This window comes from Staphylococcus lloydii (assembly GCF_015775975.1).
GTDB classification, from domain to species: Bacteria; Bacillota; Bacilli; order Staphylococcales; family Staphylococcaceae; genus Staphylococcus; species Staphylococcus lloydii.
In genome coordinates, this window is sequence record NZ_CP064056.1 from 885418 (window position 1) to 906358 (window position 20941).

Genomic DNA, 20941 nt, shown 5'->3' on the forward strand with positions numbered 1-20941 from the left:
GTTTATAAAATTGGAGACAATAATCTGGCAATACCTTCTTTGAACTTAACCCATAAGCTACGTTGCGTGTATAGTTCTTTTGTCAGTCTATATGAAACTAAAAGATCTTTTTCGAATTCTGCACGTAATTGTTTTGCGACTTCAGTGTCGTAAATAAAAGCGTTAATTTCAAAATTCAACGTGAAACTTCTATGATCCATATTAGTTGTACCAACGCTAGCAACTTCATCATCAATAATGACGCATTTTGAATGCAAAAAGCCATCTCGATATTGGAAAATATTGACCCCGGCATCTAATAAACTTGCGACGTTGTTATAAGTTGCCCAATAAACAAATGGATGATCAGGCTTATCAGGAATCATAATATTAACATTTACGCCACCTAATGCAGCTATTTTTACTGCATCTAAAAAGGCTTGGTCTGGTATGAAGTAGGGTGATTGTATAAAAATGCTCTTTTTAGCAGAGGAAATCATTTTTAAATAACCATATTTTATTTGTTCCCATTCTTCATCTGGTCCACTCGATGCGATTTGAATACCTATGTTACCGGCATAATTTACATCTGGGAAATAACGGTCTTGATAACTTAAATTAGAACGCGTTGCCTGTGCATTCCAATCGAGCATATAGCGTAATTGGAGCGCGTTCACTGCATCACCTACGATGCGTAAGTGCGTGTCTCTCCAATAGCCAAATTTCTTTTTAAGTCCTAAATATTCGTCACCGACATTAAAGCCACCAACATAACCAATTTTGCCATCAATAACGACAATTTTTCTATGGTTACGATTATTCATTCTTAAATTTATTAAAGGAAGTTTAGAAGGGAAGAAAGCTTCTACTTTTCCTCCTTTTTGACGAAATGTTTTAAAATCCTTAAGTGACAATGACCTCGAACCCATATCATCATATAGCATTTTAACTTCTAAACCTTCATCTAGCTTTTGTTCCAATGCAGTTAAAATACTTTTACCTAAATCATCATGACGAAAAATGTAATACTGAATATGTATATAATCTTTAGCGTTATGAATGTCTTCAAGTAGTGCATCGAATTTCTTTCTACCATCTGTATAAATCGTTACATCATTATCTGTCGTTAAAAAGGCTGCATTATTATAAAGAAGCATTTGCACCATATCTTTAAATTTAACAATTTGATGATTACCTTTTGAAAAGTTATCATTTTTTAATGCTTCTAACTGTTCATTTACAATCATTTGGATGCCGATTTTATCTTTTTCATCAATTTTAAAAATATGATTACGTTGAATTTGTCGTCCGAATAATAAGTACAAGACGAATCCTAATAAAGGCAACAAAACAAGCACTAAAAGCCAAGCCCAAATAGCTCCAGCTGTCCGTCTTTCTAAAAATATAATCGTAAATGCAAATATTAAATTTAACGCAAATGCACTAATAAATATAATGTTTAATACGACATTAGATTGATGAAGTGCGATTGACCACGTTTCCATCATATATATTCCCCCAAAACAACATCATATTTAAATCGTACAAAGTCTTTGTTATTATAACATGTGATATAATTTTTATCATTTGACTCATACCCGTTATGGGTATACGATAAGCTTAAATATATCATAGGAGAGGGTATTTATGACTGAAGTATCTCAAGCCCATCACTCTACACAGACTAAAAATAATTTAAAATCACGTTTAAATCGAATTGAAGGTCAAGTCAAAGCAATCAATCGTATGATTGATGAAGACGTTTATTGTGATGATGTGTTAACACAAATTAGAGCAACACGTTCAGCTTTGAATAGTGTAGCCACTAAATTATTAGATCACCATATGAAGAGTTGTATTATGGAAAAGATTGATAATGGTGAGAACGAAGCAGCCATGGAGGAATTGTTAGTTACATTTCAAAAATTAATGAAAGACTAATGGAGACTATATTATGGTAACAAAAGTAATTTTAGTAGCAGGTCTTAATACTGCTGAGCAGGCGGAATCGTTAACGCAACATTTATTAAATATTATAGGTGTTCACCAAGCTAATGTTGATAGTCAAAATAGTTCTATTCAAGTCACTTTTACTACACCGGCTAATTTAAACAATATAGAAAAAGAAATTTATGATAAAGGTTATACAATAATCTTTTAAAAAATTGAAGAACTTATAAAAAAAGAAACACGTTGTAAAAAATATTCATAAAAATGAAAAAAATCGCAATTTTGTGTAGTAACATATATTAAAATAGGGTATGATGAAGTAGAAGCCAGACAGTTAGGAGTGATGATATGAATAAGAACAACGACAAATTACAAAACGTAGTTAAGCTATTATCATCATTAGGGGTAAACATAAAGAAAACGAAATCAAGATTTGAAGTTATGCATACTTTACCAACTACTGTGAAAACCACTAACGAATTGAAATAGTCAAAAAGGACCTAGCGAAGTAGCTAAGTCCTTTTTTTGTTGCCTATTAATTTGTTGTTGATTGTCGTAGTGGTGTAGTATCTGCATCTTCGTTAAAGCGCTTTGGTTGGTGATAATATATAGAAAGACAAACACCAATTCCGCACATTAAACTCCACAACGAACTACCACCATAACTTATAAACGGTAAAGGGATACCAGTTATTGGAAGCAACTGAATAGTCATACCGATATTTTGTAAAATATGGAATAATAACAATGATACATATCCAATAAGAAAGATCTTATTAAATGGACTTTCATCAGTTGTCGCTAGTCGCACTAAATGGAAGATTAAACCTAGGAATATAAGTAATAGAATAACCGAACCTATAAAACCAAACTCTTCACCGATTACTGAAAAAATAAAGTCGGTGTGGTTTTCTGGAATGTAGACTTCACCATGATTAAAGCCTTTACCTAGCAATTGTCCTGAACCAATCGCTTTTAGAGATTCAGTTAAATGGTACCCGTCTCCACTACTATAAGTATAAGGATCTAACCATGAACTAATTCTTCCTAATTGATAGGTTTTAACGCCTAATAAACTTTCTATTAATGAAGGTTTATATATCATTGTCAATAAAATACTCGACGCAAAGGCTATACCGACTATAAAGAGTGGTGCTAGTAATTTCCATGTAATACCACTGACGATAATAACGCCGACTATAATAGCGCAAAGTACTAATGTAGTACCTAAGTCATTTTGTAACAAAATGAGTGCCATTGGTAAGAGTGATATACCAATAATCTTGAATAATAATTTTAAATCTGTTTCAAGTGATTTGTTGAAAGTAAACTTATTATGTTTCATTACTAATTTCGCTAGTGCTAACATCAAAACTATTTTCATGAATTCAGAAGGTTGGACACTAATTGGGCCTAGTTTGTACCAACTTTTAGCACCATTGATTACAGGAGTAAAAGGTGTTTCTGGAATGATGATTAAGACGAATAAAGCAAAACATAATATAAAGTACAATAAATAACTGTATTTAATTAGTTTTTTAGGAGAGACAATCATTATTAAGCCGGCAATTATGGCACCTAACACATAATAAAATATTTGTCTTTCACTAAAGTTAGAGCTATATTGACCGCCACCCATAGCAGAATGTATGATACTCACACTAATTATAGCTAATATTACGATAAAGCCAACTAAAATCCAATCGACGCGACGCATCCAACTGTCTTCTCTTGAACGACGTGAATTACTCATTGCATACTCCTTAAAATAAAATCTAATTTATGTATTATATTTTGATTTTACCGAACTTTCTATTATATTGCTAGAACAATACTAGTTAAGTTTCAATAAAATTAGTTATAAATATTAGTATATTTCTTAATGTGTAGGGTTCTTTAAATAACACTTTATTAAAAAATTAAAATTTAAAACAACCTATTAACATAATCGATGCAAAGATATATTAAATCGTGATATGATGTAGTTTAATAATAATATTTGGAGGCAAAAGAGATGGCTAAAGAAAATATTTGTATCTTGTATGGAGGTAAAAGTGCCGAACATGACGTGTCGATTTTAACTGCTCAAAATGTACTGAATGCAATTGATAAGGATGCGTATCGCGTAGATATCATTTACATAACAAATGACGGGCAATGGAAAAAGAAAACAGATATCGTTAATGAAATTTCGGACAATGATTACTTAAGATTAAAAGATGTTGAAGCGGGTGATATATCTCGTTTACTATCAACTGAAGCAGACCAACAGCCATATAGTGCAGTCTTTCCATTGTTACATGGTCCAAACGGAGAAGATGGTACGATGCAAGGCTTATTTGAAGTGTTAGATTTACCATACGTTGGTAATGGTGTATTAGCCGCATCAAGTACAATGGATAAATTAGTTATGAAACAACTATTTGCGCATAGAGGATTGCCTCAATTACCGTATGTCAGCTTTTTAAGAAGTGAATACCAAAAATATGAAGGTAATATCTTAAAATTAGTACATGATAAATTAGAATATCCAGTATTTGTTAAACCAGCTAACTTAGGTTCAAGTGTAGGTATTAGTAAATGTAATAATGAAGAAGAATTAAAACAAGGTATAGAAGAAGCTTTCCAATTTGACCGTAAACTAGTTATTGAACAAGGTATTGACGCGCGCGAAATAGAAGTCGCTGTATTAGGTAATGACTACCCAGAAACGACATTGCCAGGGGAAGTTATAAAAGATGTTGCTTTTTATGATTATAAATCAAAATATAAAGATGGTAAGATTAGTCTAAGCATACCAGCTGATTTAGATGAAGAAGTACAAATGACTTTAAGAAATATGGCAGTAGAAGCTTTCAAAGCAACAGACTGTTCAGGATTATTACGTGCTGATTTCTTTGTTACCGAGGATAATCAAATCTTTATTAATGAAACAAATGCTATGCCTGGATTTACTGCGTATAGCATGTACCCTAGCTTATGGGAAAATATGGGCCTATCATATGCTGACTTAATAAAAAAATTAATTGAATTAGCAAAAGATAAACATGAAGATAAGAAGAAAAATAAATACAGTATTAATTGAGGCGAATAATTTATGATCGAAGTAACATTAAAACAAATACAGGAATGGATTGATTGTGAAATTGACGAACAATTTTTAAATCAATCTATTGCAGGCGTGACAATTGACTCACGACAAATAGATAGCAAAATGTTGTTTATTCCTTTTAAAGGGGAAAATGTAGACGGCCACAAATTTGTGAAACAAGCATTAAATGATGGCGCAGGCGCTAGCTTCTATCAAAAAGGCGAAACAATAGACGAAACGATTACCGGTCCGATAATTTGGGTTGATGATACGTTAAGTGCTTTACAACAATTAGCACAAGCTTATTTGCGCTATGTGAATCCACACGTAATTGCAGTTACTGGATCTAATGGTAAGACAACCACTAAAGACATGATTGAAAGTGTGTTAAAGCCTCAATTTAAAGTTAAAAAAACACTGGGTAATTACAATAACGAAATTGGCATGCCGTTAACGATATTACAATTAGATCATGATACTGAAATTTCTATTCTTGAAATGGGCATGTCAGGTTTCCATGAAATTGAATTATTATCAAAAATTGCCGAACCAGATATTGCTGTAATTACCAACATTGGCGAATCACATATGCAAGATTTAGGTTCAAGAGAAGGTATTGCACAGGCTAAGTTTGAAATTACTTTAGGCCTGAAAAATGAAGGTTTATTTATATATGATGGTGATGAGCCATTGTTAAAGCCTCATGTAGATCAATTGAAAAATGTAAAACTTACAAGTGTTGGTTTAAACGACGACAATACTTATGTATGTAAAATAAACGATTTTGCGACTGAAGGTATTGTATTTTCAATTAATGAGTCAGAACAATACGTTTTACCTATTTTGGGCACGCACAATATGAAAAATGCTGCAATAGCAATAGCAGTAGGGAAACGATTAAATTTAGATTATGAAACGATATATCATAATTTAAAACAAGTTAAATTAACCGGCATGCGCATGGAACAACATGTAACAGACGAAGGCTTAGTCGTTATAAATGATGCTTATAACGCAAGTCCAACAAGTATGAAAGCTGCTATCGATACTTTAGCGAATATGACGGGTAGAAAAATATTAATTTTAGGTGATGTATTAGAGTTAGGTCAAGACAGTAAAAAAATGCATCAACAAGTAGGTAACTACTTAGCCAATAAAGGCATTGATGTTTTACTGACTTATGGTACTGAAGCTTCTTATATTTATGAAACTGGACAGAATTTAGTAACTCAAGCAGTTCATTATGATGATAAATCACAATTAATCAATTATATAAGCGACATAGCACAACAAGACGATAAAATTTTAATTAAAGGCTCAAGAGGCATGAAATTAGAAGAAGTCGTAGATGCTTTAATTTAATAATAGCCACAACGGAATAAATATTCTGTTGTGGTTTTTAATTTCTGTAAATTTCAGAAAATAGAAACTTTAAAAAAATATTTAACAATTTAAATGGGAATTAAGAATTATAATTAACCGCTTACAACCCAACAACTGCAATATTAATTTAATATTTGAAAGATGAATAATATCAAATTAATTAAAGTTATGTAATTTTGCTTTATTGCGATTATATTGTTGAGGTGGTACTATTAAGAAGTTGAAGAAACTTAAATGAACATATATGAAGAGAAATATAGAAGTATAAAGGAGAATTATATTGCAAAATTTTAAAGAATTAGGGATATCGGCTAAAACAGTAGAAACCCTAGAATCAATGGGGTTTACAGAAGCCACACCAATTCAAAAGGATAGTATTCCACTTGCTTTAGCAGGTAGAGACGTATTAGGACAAGCTCAAACAGGTACTGGTAAAACAGGTGCTTTTGGTATTCCTTTAATAGAAAAAGTAGTAGGTAAAGAAGGCGTTCAATCATTAATTTTAGCCCCTACAAGAGAATTAGCGATGCAAGTTGCTGAACAATTAAAAGAATTTAGTAAAGATCAAAAAGTACAAGTCGTTACTATTTTCGGCGGTATGCCAATTGATCGTCAAATTAAGGCATTGAAAAAAGGACCTCAAATCGTAGTTGGTACACCAGGACGTGTTATAGACCATTTAAACCGTCGTACTTTAAAAACTACAGGAATCCATACTTTAATCTTAGATGAAGCGGATGAAATGATGAACATGGGCTTTATTGATGATATGAGATTTATCATGGATAAAATCCCAGCAGAACAACGTCAAACGATGTTATTCTCTGCTACTATGCCTAAAGCTATTCAAAATCTAGTTCAACAATTTATGAACTCACCTGAGATTGTAAAAACAATGGATAACAAAATGTCTAATCCACAAATTGACGAATATTATACAATCGTTAAAGAATTAGAAAAATTTGATACTTTTACTAACTTCTTAGATGTACATCAACCAGAGTTAGCTATCGTATTCGGTAGAACAAAACGTCGTGTTGATGAATTAACTAGTGCGTTATTATCTAAAGGTTACAAAGCTGAGGGATTACATGGTGATATCACTCAAGCTAAACGTTTAGAAGTCTTGAAAAAATTCAAAAACGATCAAATCGATATACTAGTAGCTACAGACGTTGCTGCGCGTGGACTAGATATTTCTGGCGTAAGTCATGTTTATAACTTTGATATTCCTCAAGATACTGAAAGCTATACGCACAGAATTGGACGTACAGGTCGTGCAGGTAAAGAAGGTATTGCTGTTACATTCGTTAACCCAATTGAAATGGATTATATCCGTCAAATTGAACAAGCGAATAGTCGTCAAATGAATGCTTTACGTCCACCACATCGTAAAGAAGTATTAAAAGCACGTGAAAACGACATTAAAGAAAAAGTACAAAATTGGATGTCTAAAGAAAATGAACCTAGATTACAACGCATCGCGGGTCAACTTTTAGAAGAATACAATGATGTTGAATTAATTGCTTCATTACTACAAGAGTTAGTAGAAGCAAACGATGAAGTTGAAGTACAACTTACATTTGAAAAACCTTTAGCAAGAAAAGGTCGTCCTTCTAAAGGACCACGTCGTAATAACAACAATAAACGCGGTAACAAGTTTGATAATAAAGGTCGCCGTGGCAAACCAGCATTTAACAAAAAAGGTAAAAAAGATAAACCATCAGATAGAAAAGACAACAAAAAGTCGATGAAAGGTCGTACTTTCGCTGACCACCAAAAATAAGGTCTAACTTATCATATATAGCAATTTAAGTTTAATCATCTCACTTATGTGAGATGGTTTTTTTATATAATTGAATCATTATTAATTTTTATAAAAAGTTAGTTGTTTATAATGACTATGTTATAATGAAGTGAAATTTTTATGGTGAAAGGATTGAGAAGATGGATCATAGTAATCAGTATATTCGCAGTCCTAAAAGCGTGCTGAAATATTATTATTTAATGGAAGGATTGTTACTAATTATCGGTTTGATAATTAGCGGCGTATTACTTTATTTGACGAATCATTTTGATTGGTGGAAGCCAATTTATTATATCGTAATAGCAGTAATGATTTTTGATGTTTTATATTTTATCGCGACACCACTGATTAAATATAACTTTACTTTTTATAGGATTGAAGAAGATTATGTCGCAATTTCTAAGCAGTTTTTCTTCCAAAAAACAGTATTAGTTAAGTTCGAAAGAACACAATTAATTAACAGGAAAACGAATCCAATCTTACATAAATTATCATTGAGTAAAACTTCAGTATTTACCGCCGGTCATATTGTAGATTTACCTTTGATACATAAACAAGATGCCGAAAAATTTGAAACAACAATTTTATCGTATTTGAGAGGAGCAGATTTTGATGTATAACCCTCAAAAATTACACCCCATTTCTTATATTTCAGGTATTATTGAGACAATAAAGCAAAACTTTATTTTTGTGTTTATTTTTTTAATATTTAACTTAAAAGATTTTGATTACACAAATTTTAATTCGTACATCTATCCTGGTATCGTGACCCTTATTTTTGTGATTTCATTTATTTTACATAGTCTAAAAGTGTATAAGACAAGATATTGGATTGAAGAGGATCATTTTATATTAACGACTGGTATTTTCACTAAGCAACGTAAGGAATTGAATATTCGTCGTATTCAATCTGTTGATACTGCGCAAGGTATAGTGAATCGTCTCGTGGGTGGCGTCGTATTACAAATTAAAACGCCAAGTGATGGGATAGAGTTGGATACAGTATCAAAAAATCAAAGCCAATTGATACAACAAACAATTAAACAACAACAATTAGATTTAGCAGATAATGTTATAAATGATGAAGCCTTGCGTGATGATGAAGAAAATGAAATTGACCATACTAATACTGCGACACAACAAATCTATAAATTAAACTTTAAAAATCTACTTTTAATGGCAATGACGAGTGGGGCAATTGGTATAGCATTTGCAGCTGTAATGCCTATATTTGGTAGTTTTTCAGACATTATTCCATGGAACGCAATTACCAGCAAAATAGAACATATTGCACAAGCTGTTTATGTCATAGTGATTATTATAGTTTTTGCTATTCTGTTTATTAGTTATATTATTGGTACAATTATTACTATAATTCGTTATTTTAATTACACATTAACGCGAGAAAATAACCAACTAAATATTTCATATGGATTATTTAAGGTTCAAAATATAACTGTGCCAACAGATAGAGTACAAGCAGTTATAGAAAGCCAATCTTTTTTACGTAAAATTTTTGGTTACACAGCAATACATTTTGTTATCACTAGTGATATGGATGTTAATCTGGAAGATGAAACAGTCGATGGTAAAGTTATGGTTTTACCGTTTATTAAACGTAAGGAAGCATTTAACATAATTAAAGATTTGGTACCTTATTTTGAATTTAATGAAGCGCGCAAAGGGATGCCACTAAGAAGTTTACATCGTTACTTTATAAAAGAATTTTTCGCACTTTTAGTCATTGGTGCAATAGCTACTTATTTTTGGTCAGCGTGGGCACTTGTTATTGTTAGTGCCTTGTTATTAGTGTTTATTATTAATGCAATTTTAAACGTGAAATTTGCAGGACATATAGTGAAGCAAGAAGAACTTGTTGTCCATAATGTTTCGATTTTAGGAATGAAAAATAGCTATTTTAAACGTGACAAAATTTTAGGTATGGAAAATACGCAAACTCCATTCTTAAAAAGAAGCAATTTAACAACATTTAAGTATGTAATAGCTAAGGGAGCAGGTATGCAAAAGATTGGCTTAAAATATGAAAATTCAAACACAGTTAATAGTTTAAAAAGATGGTATTTAAGAGGTGAGCGACATGAATGATTTTAAGCAAATGCATAAAGAGGGCAAAAAAGTCATGACGCTAAGATCAACCATATTATCTGCTATTATATTGGCTATACTCATTATAGTACTTATTGTAAATACGTTATGGTTAGACTTATTAAGCAAAAAAGTGTGTTTTTGGATAGCAATAATTGGAATAGCGGTTATTATAGTCAACTTAATAATAGCTAGTATCATCATCCCACGCTATAAATATCTAATTTTTAAATATAAACTAAATGACGAAGAAATCATTGTTCGCAAAGGACTATGGTTTATTTCAACGACAAAAATCCCTTTATTTAGAATACAAAACGTTGATATTCAAGAAGGCATTATCATGCGTAAATATAACTTAGCTAATGTAAACTTATCTACAGCCGGTGGTAATGCCGAAATAATTTTAGTTTCAAAGCAAGAGGCGAATATTATAAAACAATTTATAAGAGATAATAAATAGGGATATTAACAAATTAAAAAAGATTGTAGGTTAGATAAATATGATATATGGCATTGGTATTGATTTGATTGAGATAGAACGCATAGAAACGTTATATCATAGACAGCAAAAATTCGTTGATAGAATTTTATCACAACAAGAAATTGCAAAATTTAATACTTTTAACAACTCTAAACGAAAAGTGGAATTTTTAGCAGGAAGATTTGCTTGTAAAGAAGCATTCAGTAAAGCTTTAGGTACTGGATTAGGGAAAACGATCGCTTTTAACGATATAAATTGCTTTAATGATGAATTAGGAAAACCTTGTATTGAACATGATGATTATATCGTCCATGTAAGTATTACACATTCAGAAAATTATGCTATGAGCCAAGTTATATTAGAATATAAATAAAATATAGATTTAAAAGTCACTTCTTTGGCTAAAATTATATATTTTTAATAAACTTAAATTAATAAGTGCTTAAATAAATAACTTAGTGAAAGGGTGGAGATAATACATGGCAGATAAATATTATCGATCTACATATGTGAATGTTAACTTAAATGAAATTGCGTCAAACTATCAAATTTTTCAAAAAATACATCCTAAAAAAACAGTGATTCCTGTAGTTAAAGCGAATGGGTATGGTCTAGGGAGTATACCTATTGCGAAAAAACTTATGGATATTGGCGTTGAATTTTTTGCCGTCGCGACTTTAGATGAAGCTATTGAACTAAGGATGCATGGCATTAACGCTAAAATTTTAGTTTTAGGCGTAGTTCCTGCAGAACAAATAACTAAAGCAATTCAACATCGTGTAGCACTAACCGTACCTTCACTAAGTTGGTTAACTACTGCAATCAGTCATATTCCAGATGAAAATGAAAAAGATTTATGGTTACATATCAAGTTAGATACTGGCATGGGTAGATTAGGCATGAAGACGATTGAAGAGTATAAAAATGCTATTGAAATGATTCATGAACAAGCACATTTAATATTTGAAGGGGTATTTACCCACTTTGCTTGTGCTGATGAGCCAGGTGATTCGATGAATAAGCAACAACAACTATTTGAAGAAATGGTTGAATCTGCCGAGAAACCTCAATATATACATTCTCAAAATTCAGCTGGTGCGCTCATGAAAGATACTCAATTTTGTAATGCCGTACGTGTGGGCATCTCATTATATGGTTACTATCCGTCAGCCTACGTTAAAGAGAACGTTAAAGTTCATCTCAAACCAAGTGCACAATGGGTAACAGAAATTGTGCAAACTAAAACGTTACAATCAGGAGATTCTGTCAGCTATGGTAGTATTTATACAGCAACCGAGCCAACAAGAATCGGAGTCTTGCCTGTTGGATATGCAGATGGCTTTCCACGATTAATGACGGGTGCTTATGTAAACGTTAACGGCACTCAATGTCGTATTATCGGTAAAGTTTGTATGGATCAAACAATTATTAAAATTCCTGATCATATTGAAGTAAATGATAAAGTCATTCTAATGGATCATCATACAGATTCGCCTCAGTCTGCAGAAACGTTGGCAAAACAGCAACAAACGATAAATTATGAAGTGCTTTGTAATCTAAGTAGAAGATTACCACGTGTATATTATAATTCCGATAGTGTAGAAATACACAACGAATTACTGAAATAGTATAGTCACTGATTTTAAAATTTGTTATTATTAGTGTAATCACAAATCAAATAAACTATTTCTTTAGTCGTACGGAGGTTTTATTCATGTCAAGTTTTAACCAAAGTAGAAACCATAATATAGAACAATCTTTAAAAGAAGGCTATTCTCAAATGGCTGATTTGAATCTCTCCCTTGCAGCAGAAGCTTTTCCCTTTGAATGTGAAGCTTGTGATTGCAATGAATCTTATATTAGTTCAAATAACACAAGTGATTAATGAGAAGAGGAGATGTATATCTAGCTGATTTATCACCAGTACAAGGGTCTGAACAAGGGGGAGTAAGACCGGTAGTTATCATACAAAATGATACTGGTAATAAATATAGTCCTACCGTAATTGTGGCTGCAATTACTGGTAGGATTAATAAAGCTAAAATCCCAACGCACGTAGAAATAGAAAAGAAAAAGTATAAGCTGGATAAAGATTCGGTTATACTACTTGAACAAATAAGAACGTTAGATAAAAAGAGACTAAAAGAAAAATTAACGTATTTATCAGAAGACAAGATGAAAGAAGTCAATAATGCGCTTGATATTAGTTTAGGATTACATAATGTTAGAAATCACAAATAAAGCCCTTTTATCAATTTAAAATGGTAAAACAATGAAACCGAAGTTATGAGTAGCCATTATTGTTTGTTATTCGCATTTAAAAATGAATGTATTTTAAATGTGAAACACGAAAGGGTCCATGAATTAAGGCTTTAGGAGATCCTAAAGCTTTTTTAGTTTTTAATATTTACTTGTTCGCTACATATTATAATAAAATCTATATGCTTATTACTTATAATAATTTCGATAATAAATGCATTTGTTAAGGAGGTTTGACAGCATGGAAGAATTTAAGAAAAAGTACAAACAACTTATAGATTTAAGTTTAACAACTTCTGGTAATCATAATTTTGCTGAAAAATGTAGTGCTTTCATTGACGAAGTTATAAATAAAGATATTCTACCGGAAGATATAGTTGAAATTCATAAAGAATATATTACCATGCTAGATTTAAATCAAACCCAAATTTTGTCTACATTAGAAGTGTTGGAAGAAATAGTTAAAGGCTTTGGTTATAATTATCGTGATTATCAACGCCTTGTTGACCGCATGCAACATCATGATAAGGAAATTGATTTAGCTTCAAGGCTACAACAAACTATGTTGAAAACCGACATTCCTCAATTTGATAGTATCCAAATCGGCGTTATCTCCGTTGCAGCACAAAAAGTAAGTGGTGATTACTTCAACCTCATAGATCATAAAGATGGCACAATGAGTTTTGCAGTAGCTGACGTTATCGGTAAAGGCATTCCAGCTGCATTAGCTATGAGTATGATTAAGTTTGGAATGGATTCATATGGTCATTCACAATTACCGAGTGATGGCTTAAAAAGATTAAACCGAGTGGTTGAAAAAAATGTTAACCAAAATATGTTTGTAACGATGTTTTACGGGCTATATGAAGAGATGAACCATTTGTTATATTGTAGTTCGGCAGGTCACGAACCAGGTTACGTATATAGAGCAGAATCTCAGGAATTTGAAGAGATAGATGTACGTGGACGTGTATTAGGTGTAAGCCAACTTACGAGATATAAACAACAAGAAATTCCTATTTACCTTGATGATTTAGTTATAATTTTCACTGATGGCGTTACTGAAGTAAGGGATGAAGAAGGTACATTTTTAGATAAAAGTTACTTACTAAATATGATTCATAAATATAAACATATGCACCCTCAAGATATTGTGCAGCTACTTTATGAAGCTATTTTAAAAATTCAAAATCCAAAAAAACGTGATGATTTAACGATATTAATTATTAAACGAGTAAATTAATTATAAATAACAATGGATTAATGAATAATAACTAGGGGTATACAGAGAATAAATAAGATAATTTTTAGGAGTGTAGTATAATGAATCTTAACATTGAAAAAGTAACTCATGAACAACATTATGAGGTTAAAGTAGGCGGAGAATTAGACGTATATACTGTACCTGAACTTGAAGAGGTATTAGTACCACTTAGACAAGAAGGTACGCATGATATACATGTCAATTTGGAAAACGTGAGTTACATGGATTCAACTGGCTTAGGTTTATTTGTAGGAACTTTAAAAGCCTTGAACCAAAACGATAAAGAATTATATATCTTTGGTGCTTCTGAACGTATTAGCCGTTTGTTTGATATAACGGGCTTAAAAGATTTAATGCATGTTAATGAAGGAACGGAGGTTGAATAGCATGCAAAGTAAACAAGACTATATTGAAATGCGTCTACCGGCTTCTGCAGAATACGTGAGTTTAATAAGATTAACATTGTCGGGTGTCTTTTCTAGAGCAGGGGCATCTTATGATGATATCGAGGATGCTAAAATAGCTGTCAGTGAAGCAGTTACTAATGCTGTTAAACACGCCTATAAAGATGGCGTGGAAACTGGAATGATAAATCTTTGTTTTGAAATTTTTGAGGATAAAATTAGAATAGTTATTTCTGATCAAGGTGAAAGCTTTGATTATGAAAAAACGAAAGAAGAGCTTGGACCTTATAAAGAAAATGAAAATATTGACTTTCTTAGAGAAGGTGGTTTAGGCTTATTCTTAATTGAATCATTAATGGACGAAGTTACAGTCGATAAAAAATCTGGTGTAACTATCAGTATGACAAAGTATATAAAAAAAGAGCAGGTGCGAAATGATGACGAAAGAGTCGAAATCGGTTAACGACGTATCACCTGAACAAATTAACAAGTGGATTCAAGAGCATCAAAACAATGAAAATAGCAATGCTCAAGATAAATTAGTGAATCACTATCGTAAATTGATTGAATCTTTGGCATACAAATATTCTAAAGGACAATCACATCACGAAGATTTAGTTCAGGTTGGTATGGTCGGTTTAATTGGAGCAATAAACCGTTTTGATTTATCCTTTGATAGAAAATTCGAAGCTTTTTTAGTGCCTACCGTTATTGGAGAAATAAAACGTTATTTACGTGATAAGACTTGGAGTGTTCATGTTCCAAGAAGAATTAAAGAGATAGGACCACGTATAAAAAAGGTTAGTGACGAATTAACAAATGAATTAGAACGCTCACCTTCTATTGAAGAAATAGCACAAAGATTAGAAGTAAGCGATGAAGAAGTGTTAGAAGCTATGGAAATGAGCCAAAGCTATAATGCACTGAGCGTAGATCATTCAATTGAAGCAGATAAAGATGGATCAACAGTAACTTTATTAGACATCATGGGTCAGCAAGACTCTAATTATGATTTAACAGAAAAACGAATGATATTAGAAAAGATTCTACCCATTTTATCAGAACGAGAACGTCAGATAATTCAATGTACGTTTATCGAGGGATTAAGTCAAAAAGAAACAGGAGAGCGTATTGGTTTAAGCCAAATGCACGTCTCTCGCCTTCAAAGAACTGCAATCAAAAAATTACAAGATGCAGCAAAGAAATAATTATAACTCCTTTCCTAATTTGCACTATGAATGTAAATGATGGAAGGGAGTTTTTGTGTTTTGTAATTAAAGTGACGCACATATAATAGATATATAGAATATGTTAAAATAAAGACCGAAGATATAGACATTAGACGGAGGACATTATGGATAATAATTTAATTCAATCGATTCAGCAAAAATTTAATTTTACAACAAAACAAATTACTTCAGTTTTACAACTGTTAGAAGATAAAAATACTGTTCCTTTTATTGCAAGATATAGAAAAGAACAAACAGGTGGATTAGACGAAGTTCAAATAAAGCAAATAGATGACGAATACCAATACATGGTCAATTTGCTAAAAAGAAAAGAAGAAGTTATTCATAATATTGACGAGCAAGGTTTATTAACTGATGATTTAAAGCAAGATATTTTAAAACAAACGAAATTACAAAGAGTTGAAGATTTATATAGACCCTTTAAACAAAAGAAAAAGACGCGTGCTACAGAAGCAAAACGTAAAGGTCTTGAACCTTTAGCGAAGTGGATACAACATCCGACAGCAGAAAGTTTAGAAAATATTGCTAAACAATATATCACTGAAGAAGTTACTTCAGTTGAAGATGCCATAAAAGGTGCACAAGATATCATCGCAGAGCAAATTTCAGATAACCCAAAATATCGCAGTAAAATTTTAAAAGATACATATCATAATGGTAGTATTACTTCACATAAAAGAAAAAATGCAGAAGATGAAAAAGCGATATTTGAAATGTATTATGATTTCAGCGAACCGGTTAAACGCATTGCTAACCATAGAGTATTAGCGATGAATCGCGGTGAAAAAGAGAAAGTTCTTACAATAAAGTTAGATATGGATAATGCTAATTTACAAAAATTCATTTACCAACAAGAAGTAAAGAAAAGTAATGAAGTAGATTATTTAATAAATGAAGCGGTTCAAGATAGTTTGAAAAGATTGATTATGCCTTCTATCGAACGTGAAATTAGAGGGGATTTAACTGAAAAAGCAGAAAATCATGCTATAGATGTGTTCAGTGAAAATTTAAATAATCTGTTATTACAACCTCCATTAAAAGGGAAACAAATTTTAGGTGTAGACCCAGCATTTAGAACAGGTTGCAAATTAGCCGTTATCAATCCACTAGGTACATTTATAGCTAAAGGCGTAATTTACCCGCATCCGCCAGTAAATAAAACAAAACAAGCGGAAACTACAATGTTACAGTTTATCAATGATTATAATATTGAATTGATTGCAATTGGTAATGGGACAGCAAGTAGAGAAACTGAACAATTTACTGCTAATTTAATTCAAGAACATAATTTGAATGTACAATTTATTATCGTTAATGAAGCAGGGGCTTCTGTTTATTCTGCATCAGAAATTGCACGTGCAGAGTTTCCTGATTTTCAAGTTGAAGAAAGAAGTGCAGTATCTATTGGACGTAGAGTACAAGACCCTTTAAGCGAATTAGTGAAAATCGATCCTAAATCTATTGGGGTAGGACAATACCAACATGATGTAAACCAAAAGGCACTAGAAGGCGCGCTTACTTTCGTAGTTGAAAAGGCAGTTAACCAAGTTGGCGTAGATGTTAATACTGCTTCCAAATCTTTATTACAATACGTTTCAGGATTATCAAGTACGATTGCCGATAATATTATTAAATATAGAGAAGAACAAGGATCAATCAAACACAATAAAGAAATAGCAAAAGTTAAACGCTTAGGTGCCAAAACATTTGAACAAAGTATTGGTTTCTTGCGTATTACTAATGGGGAAGAACCATTAGACAACACGTCAATTCACCCAGAAAGTTATGGTGTGACATATAAACTTTTAGATGAAATTGGTTTTGATGCTTCGCAATTGGGGTCTCAAGAATTAAAAGCAAAATTGAATGATATTGACCAACAACAATTTGCAACTAAACTTGATGTCGGTTTACCAACATTAGAAGATATCGTGAAATCATTAATAGCGCCTAATCGAGATCCACGAGATAACTTCGATACACCTATATTAAAATCTGATGTATTATCTATTGAGGATTTAACTACTGGTATGAAGTTAAGTGGAACAGTTAGAAACGTTGTGGATTTTGGTGCGTTTGTTGATATCGGTGTGAAACAAGATGGTTTAGTACATGTATCTAAATTATCGAAACGTTTTGTTAAAAATCCAATGGACATTGTAAGTGTAGGAGATATAGTGGATGTTTGGATTATCGGTATAGACGAAAATAAAGGAAAAGTATCATTATCAATGGTTGATCCAAATGAACAATGATGATTTACAAACATTAGTAACACAACTATCAGCTACTTACTTTAATAAAAATTTTAAACATAAGTCCTACTTTAATCATAGATTAAGAACTACCGGAGGAAGGTATCTATTAGATAGTCATAATATCGAAATAAACTATAAGCAATATGAGCAATTTGGTATAGAGGCCATTAAAGACATTGTTAAACATGAATTATGTCACTATCACTTGCATATAGAAGGTAAGGGCTATAAACATAGAGATAGAGACTTTAAATTTTTAAGTGCCTCCGTAAATGCACCGCGTTTTTGCACACCAACTAAAAGTTATGAAGAACGAGCAAATTATTTATATCAATGTACTAAATGCGGTAAACAATTTATGCGAATTAAAAAAGTGAACACTAGAAAAATGGCTTGTGGTTTATGTAAAGGTAAACTGAAGTTGTTAAAAACATTAAAATAAAAAGTTAAATCCACCTTATAATGGGTGGATTTTTTTAATATAATATATAAATTTATCCCTGAATGTGTAATATAGTTATTTTAAAGAAAAATATTATTAATTAAATATATAAAAACCATTGACGCTGAAGGGAATAATGTCGTATAGTAACAAATGTCGAAAAAAACAGCGAATCAAACAATGAGTTGAATTATTCATTGATAAAAATTTAGCAGATAAAGTTATTGACACAGACATTTAATTAAAGTATAATAAATAATGTTCTAAATTGATAACTTCCGTTTTGCCAAGCGGTCGTGGCGGAATGGCAGACGCGCTAGGTTGAGGGCCTAGTGGGAGAAATCCCGTGGAGGTTCAAGTCCTCTCGACCGCATCAAAAACATTTAATTTTATATTGCGGGTGTAGTTTAATGGCAAAACCTCAGCCTTCCAAGCTGATGTTGTGGGTTCGATTCCCATCACCCGCTCCATTTAGAAAGATAATGAACATTGAAAACTGAATTGCAATATGTCAACGTTAATTCCAAACGCAACGATATAATCGTTGGTTTAAACGTGTTAGAGATAACACACAATTAGTATTTTATGAGCTAATCAAACATCATAATTTTTTATGGAGAGTTTGATCCTGGCTCAGGATGAACGCTGGCGGCGTGCCTAATACATGCAAGTCGAGCGAACAGATAAGGAGCTTGCTCCTTTGACGTTAGCGGCGGACGGGTGAGTAACACGTGGGTAACCTACCTATAAGACTGGAATAACTTCGGGAAACCGAAGCTAATGCCGGATAACATGTAGAACCGCATGGTTCTACAGTGAAAGATGGCCTTGCTATCACTTATAGATGGACCCGCGCCGTATTAGCTAGTTGGTAAGGTAACGGCTTACCAAGGCAACGATACGTAGCCGACCTGAGAGGGTGATCGGCCACACTGGAACTGAGACACGGTCCAGACTCCTACGGGAGGCAGCAGTAGGGAATCTTCCGCAATGGGCGAAAGCCTGACGGAGCAACGCCGCGTGAGTGATGAAGGTCTTCGGATCGTAAAGCTCTGTTATTAGGGAAGAACAAGTGCGTAAGTAACTGTGCGCACCTTGACGGTACCTAATCAGAAAGCCACGGCTAACTACGTGCCAGCAGCCGCGGTAATACGTAGGTGGCAAGCGTTATCCGGAATTATTGGGCGTAAAGCGCGCGTAGGCGGTTTCTTAAGTCTGATGTGAAAGCCCACGGCTCAACCGTGGAGGGTCATTGGAAACTGGGAGACTTGAGTGCAGAAGAGGAAAGTGGAATTCCATGTGTAGCGGTGAAATGCGCAGAGATATGGAGGAACACCAGTGGCGAAGGCGACTTTCTGGTCTGTAACTGACGCTGATGTGCGAAAGCGTGGGGATCAAACAGGATTAGATACCCTGGTAGTCCACGCCGTAAACGATGAGTGCTAAGTGTTAGGGGGTTTCCGCCCCTTAGTGCTGCAGCTAACGCATTAAGCACTCCGCCTGGGGAGTACGACCGCAAGGTTGAAACTCAAAGGAATTGACGGGGACCCGCACAAGCGGTGGAGCATGTGGTTTAATTCGAAGCAACGCGAAGAACCTTACCAAATCTTGACATCCTTTGACCACTCTGGAGACAGAGTTTTCCCCTTCGGGGGACAAAGTGACAGGTGGTGCATGGTTGTCGTCAGCTCGTGTCGTGAGATGTTGGGTTAAGTCCCGCAACGAGCGCAACCCTTAAGCTTAGTTGCCATCATTAAGTTGGGCACTCTAAGTTGACTGCCGGTGACAAACCGGAGGAAGGTGGGGATGACGTCAAATCATCATGCCCCTTATGATTTGGGCTACACACGTGCTACAATGGACAATACAAAGGGCAGCTAAACCGCGAGGTCATGCAAATCCCATAAAGTTGTTCTCAGTTCGGATTGTAGTCTGCAACTCGACTACATGAAGCTGGAATCGCTAGTAATCGTAGATCAGCATGCTACGGTGAATACGTTCCCGGGTCTTGTACACACCGCCCGTCACACCACGAGAGTTTGTAACACCCGAAGCCGGTGGAGTAACCATTATGGAGCTAGCCGTCGAAGGTGGGACAAATGATTGGGGTGAAGTCGTAACAAGGTAGCCGTATCGGAAGGTGCGGCTGGATCACCTCCTTTCTAAGGATATATTCGGAACATCTTCTACGAAGATGAAAGGAATAACGTAGACATATTGTATTCAGTTTTGAATGCTCATAGAGTATTCAAAGATTGTACATT

21 protein-coding genes, 2 tRNA genes and 1 rRNA gene are annotated in these 20941 nt (G+C 33.3%); 22 read left to right on the top strand and 2 right to left on the bottom strand.

Annotated features, from left to right (window positions below):
* Positions 1-2: 2 nt before the first annotated feature.
* The gene (cls, locus tag ISP08_RS04190; RefSeq protein ID WP_195719526.1) at positions 3-1487 is read right to left on the bottom strand and encodes a cardiolipin synthase; all 1485 of its coding nucleotides are present in this window, start codon (positions 1485-1487) and stop codon (positions 3-5) included.
* Between the two features lie 139 nt (positions 1488-1626).
* Here cls and csoR point away from each other — a divergent pair, with 139 nt between their 5' ends.
* From csoR to ISP08_RS04205, 3 genes are all read left to right on the top strand, one after another.
* The gene (gene csoR / locus ISP08_RS04195) at positions 1627-1920 is read left to right on the top strand and encodes a copper-sensing transcriptional repressor CsoR (protein ID WP_048793368.1); all 294 of its coding nucleotides are present in this window, start codon (positions 1627-1629) and stop codon (positions 1918-1920) included.
* Between the two features lie 13 nt (positions 1921-1933).
* The gene (csoZ, locus tag ISP08_RS04200; protein ID WP_195719525.1) at positions 1934-2140 is read left to right on the top strand and encodes a putative copper chaperone CsoZ; all 207 of its coding nucleotides are present in this window, start codon (positions 1934-1936) and stop codon (positions 2138-2140) included.
* Between the two features lie 137 nt (positions 2141-2277).
* Complete coding sequence (locus ISP08_RS04205) at positions 2278-2418, top strand: Lmo0850 family protein (RefSeq protein WP_103295720.1); 141 nt, start codon at positions 2278-2280, stop codon at positions 2416-2418.
* 46 nt (positions 2419-2464) lie between these two features.
* On the opposite strand, the gene ISP08_RS04210 is transcribed toward ISP08_RS04205, so the two are convergent.
* Complete coding sequence (locus ISP08_RS04210; protein ID WP_195719524.1) at positions 2465-3682, bottom strand: FtsW/RodA/SpoVE family cell cycle protein; 1218 nt, start codon at positions 3680-3682, stop codon at positions 2465-2467.
* 261 nt (positions 3683-3943) lie between these two features.
* Between ISP08_RS04210 and ISP08_RS04215 the strand changes: the two genes are divergently transcribed.
* The 19 genes from ISP08_RS04215 to ISP08_RS04305 all read left to right on the top strand — a co-directional run bounded on the left by ISP08_RS04215 (position 3944) and on the right by ISP08_RS04305 (position 20839).
* Entirely contained in the window at positions 3944-5014 is a 1071-nt protein-coding gene (locus ISP08_RS04215) for a D-alanine--D-alanine ligase (RefSeq protein WP_195719523.1), read from the top strand.
* 12 nt (positions 5015-5026) lie between these two features.
* Positions 5027-6382: a UDP-N-acetylmuramoyl-tripeptide--D-alanyl-D-alanine ligase gene (locus ISP08_RS04220; RefSeq protein ID WP_195719522.1), complete on the top strand. Its 1356-nt coding sequence runs from the start codon at positions 5027-5029 to the stop codon at positions 6380-6382.
* A gap of 301 nt (positions 6383-6683) precedes the next feature.
* Positions 6684-8189 (top strand): degradosome RNA helicase CshA, encoded by a 1506-nt coding sequence (cshA, locus tag ISP08_RS04225; RefSeq protein WP_048793373.1) that lies wholly within the window; start codon positions 6684-6686, stop codon positions 8187-8189.
* A gap of 161 nt (positions 8190-8350) precedes the next feature.
* Positions 8351-8830 carry a PH domain-containing protein gene (locus ISP08_RS04230; protein WP_195719521.1) on the top strand — a complete coding sequence of 160 codons (480 nt, stop codon included), beginning with the start codon at positions 8351-8353 and terminating at the stop codon, positions 8828-8830.
* Positions 8823-10316: a PH domain-containing protein gene (locus tag ISP08_RS04235; RefSeq protein WP_195719520.1), complete on the top strand. Its 1494-nt coding sequence runs from the start codon at positions 8823-8825 to the stop codon at positions 10314-10316. The genes ISP08_RS04230 and ISP08_RS04235 overlap by 8 nt, the downstream gene beginning before the upstream one ends.
* The gene (locus tag ISP08_RS04240; RefSeq protein ID WP_195719519.1) at positions 10309-10779 is read left to right on the top strand and encodes a PH domain-containing protein; all 471 of its coding nucleotides are present in this window, start codon (positions 10309-10311) and stop codon (positions 10777-10779) included. Before ISP08_RS04235 ends, ISP08_RS04240 begins: the two co-directional genes overlap by 8 nt.
* Positions 10780-10819: 40 nt before the next feature.
* Positions 10820-11173 (top strand): holo-ACP synthase, encoded by a 354-nt coding sequence (acpS, locus tag ISP08_RS04245; protein ID WP_195719518.1) that lies wholly within the window; start codon positions 10820-10822, stop codon positions 11171-11173.
* Positions 11174-11279: 106 nt separating this feature from the next.
* The gene (gene alr / locus ISP08_RS04250; protein WP_048793378.1) at positions 11280-12428 is read left to right on the top strand and encodes an alanine racemase; all 1149 of its coding nucleotides are present in this window, start codon (positions 11280-11282) and stop codon (positions 12426-12428) included.
* Between the two features lie 86 nt (positions 12429-12514).
* Positions 12515-12685 (top strand): type II toxin-antitoxin system antitoxin MazE, encoded by a 171-nt coding sequence (mazE, locus tag ISP08_RS04255; protein WP_195719517.1) that lies wholly within the window; start codon positions 12515-12517, stop codon positions 12683-12685.
* Positions 12685-13041 (top strand): type II toxin-antitoxin system PemK/MazF family toxin, encoded by a 357-nt coding sequence (locus ISP08_RS04260; RefSeq protein ID WP_048793380.1) that lies wholly within the window; start codon positions 12685-12687, stop codon positions 13039-13041. The genes mazE and ISP08_RS04260 overlap by 1 nt, the downstream gene beginning before the upstream one ends.
* Positions 13042-13300: 259 nt before the next feature.
* The gene (locus tag ISP08_RS04265; protein ID WP_195719516.1) at positions 13301-14302 is read left to right on the top strand and encodes a SpoIIE family protein phosphatase; all 1002 of its coding nucleotides are present in this window, start codon (positions 13301-13303) and stop codon (positions 14300-14302) included.
* Positions 14303-14382: 80 nt separating this feature from the next.
* On the top strand, positions 14383-14709 hold the full coding sequence (locus ISP08_RS04270) for an anti-sigma factor antagonist (protein ID WP_048793382.1): 327 nt from the start codon (positions 14383-14385) through the stop codon (positions 14707-14709).
* Between the two features lies 1 nt (position 14710).
* A complete protein-coding gene (gene rsbW / locus ISP08_RS04275; protein WP_195719570.1) occupies positions 14711-15190 on the top strand; it encodes an anti-sigma B factor RsbW in 480 nt (159 codons plus the stop codon).
* On the top strand, positions 15165-15935 hold the full coding sequence (sigB, locus tag ISP08_RS04280; protein WP_048793384.1) for an RNA polymerase sigma factor SigB: 771 nt from the start codon (positions 15165-15167) through the stop codon (positions 15933-15935). Before rsbW ends, sigB begins: the two co-directional genes overlap by 26 nt.
* A gap of 146 nt (positions 15936-16081) precedes the next feature.
* Entirely contained in the window at positions 16082-18232 is a 2151-nt protein-coding gene (locus ISP08_RS04285; RefSeq protein ID WP_195719515.1) for a Tex family protein, read from the top strand.
* Positions 18222-18677, top strand: a complete 456-nt coding sequence (locus ISP08_RS04290) for a SprT family protein (RefSeq protein ID WP_195719514.1) — start codon at positions 18222-18224, stop codon at positions 18675-18677. Before ISP08_RS04285 ends, ISP08_RS04290 begins: the two co-directional genes overlap by 11 nt.
* A 290-nt stretch (positions 18678-18967) precedes the next feature.
* Positions 18968-19050, top strand: a tRNA-Leu gene (locus tag ISP08_RS04295).
* A 23-nt stretch (positions 19051-19073) separates the two neighbouring features.
* A tRNA-Gly gene (locus tag ISP08_RS04300) sits at positions 19074-19147 on the top strand.
* Positions 19148-19287: 140 nt separating this feature from the next.
* A 16S ribosomal RNA gene (locus ISP08_RS04305) occupies positions 19288-20839 on the top strand.
* The last annotated feature ends 102 nt before the right edge of the window (positions 20840-20941 follow it).

Bases quoted from the DNA above. Each gene is read 5' to 3' on its own strand.
- ISP08_RS04265 (WP_195719516.1), top strand. From the start codon at position 13,301: ATGGAAGAATTTAAGAAAAAGTACAAACAACTTATAGATTTAAGTTTA.
- csoR (WP_048793368.1), top strand. From the start codon at position 1,627: ATGACTGAAGTATCTCAAGCCCATCACTCTACACAGACTAAAAATAAT.
- ISP08_RS04290 (WP_195719514.1), top strand. From the start codon at position 18,222: ATGAACAATGATGATTTACAAACATTAGTAACACAACTATCAGCTACT.
- ISP08_RS04230 (WP_195719521.1), top strand. From the start codon at position 8,351: ATGGATCATAGTAATCAGTATATTCGCAGTCCTAAAAGCGTGCTGAAA.
- acpS (WP_195719518.1), top strand. From the start codon at position 10,820: ATGATATATGGCATTGGTATTGATTTGATTGAGATAGAACGCATAGAA.
- ISP08_RS04210 (WP_195719524.1), bottom strand. From the start codon at position 3,682: ATGAGTAATTCACGTCGTTCAAGAGAAGACAGTTGGATGCGTCGCGTC.
- cls (WP_195719526.1), bottom strand. From the start codon at position 1,487: ATGATGGAAACGTGGTCAATCGCACTTCATCAATCTAATGTCGTATTA.
- ISP08_RS04235 (WP_195719520.1), top strand. From the start codon at position 8,823: ATGTATAACCCTCAAAAATTACACCCCATTTCTTATATTTCAGGTATT.
- ISP08_RS04285 (WP_195719515.1), top strand. From the start codon at position 16,082: ATGGATAATAATTTAATTCAATCGATTCAGCAAAAATTTAATTTTACA.
- ISP08_RS04260 (WP_048793380.1), top strand. From the start codon at position 12,685: ATGAGAAGAGGAGATGTATATCTAGCTGATTTATCACCAGTACAAGGG.
- ISP08_RS04205 (WP_103295720.1), top strand. From the start codon at position 2,278: ATGAATAAGAACAACGACAAATTACAAAACGTAGTTAAGCTATTATCA.
- ISP08_RS04240 (WP_195719519.1), top strand. From the start codon at position 10,309: ATGAATGATTTTAAGCAAATGCATAAAGAGGGCAAAAAAGTCATGACG.
- ISP08_RS04270 (WP_048793382.1), top strand. From the start codon at position 14,383: ATGAATCTTAACATTGAAAAAGTAACTCATGAACAACATTATGAGGTT.
- rsbW (WP_195719570.1), top strand. From the start codon at position 14,711: ATGCAAAGTAAACAAGACTATATTGAAATGCGTCTACCGGCTTCTGCA.
- sigB (WP_048793384.1), top strand. From the start codon at position 15,165: ATGACGAAAGAGTCGAAATCGGTTAACGACGTATCACCTGAACAAATT.
- csoZ (WP_195719525.1), top strand. From the start codon at position 1,934: ATGGTAACAAAAGTAATTTTAGTAGCAGGTCTTAATACTGCTGAGCAG.
- mazE (WP_195719517.1), top strand. From the start codon at position 12,515: ATGTCAAGTTTTAACCAAAGTAGAAACCATAATATAGAACAATCTTTA.
- alr (WP_048793378.1), top strand. From the start codon at position 11,280: ATGGCAGATAAATATTATCGATCTACATATGTGAATGTTAACTTAAAT.
- ISP08_RS04220 (WP_195719522.1), top strand. From the start codon at position 5,027: ATGATCGAAGTAACATTAAAACAAATACAGGAATGGATTGATTGTGAA.
- ISP08_RS04215 (WP_195719523.1), top strand. From the start codon at position 3,944: ATGGCTAAAGAAAATATTTGTATCTTGTATGGAGGTAAAAGTGCCGAA.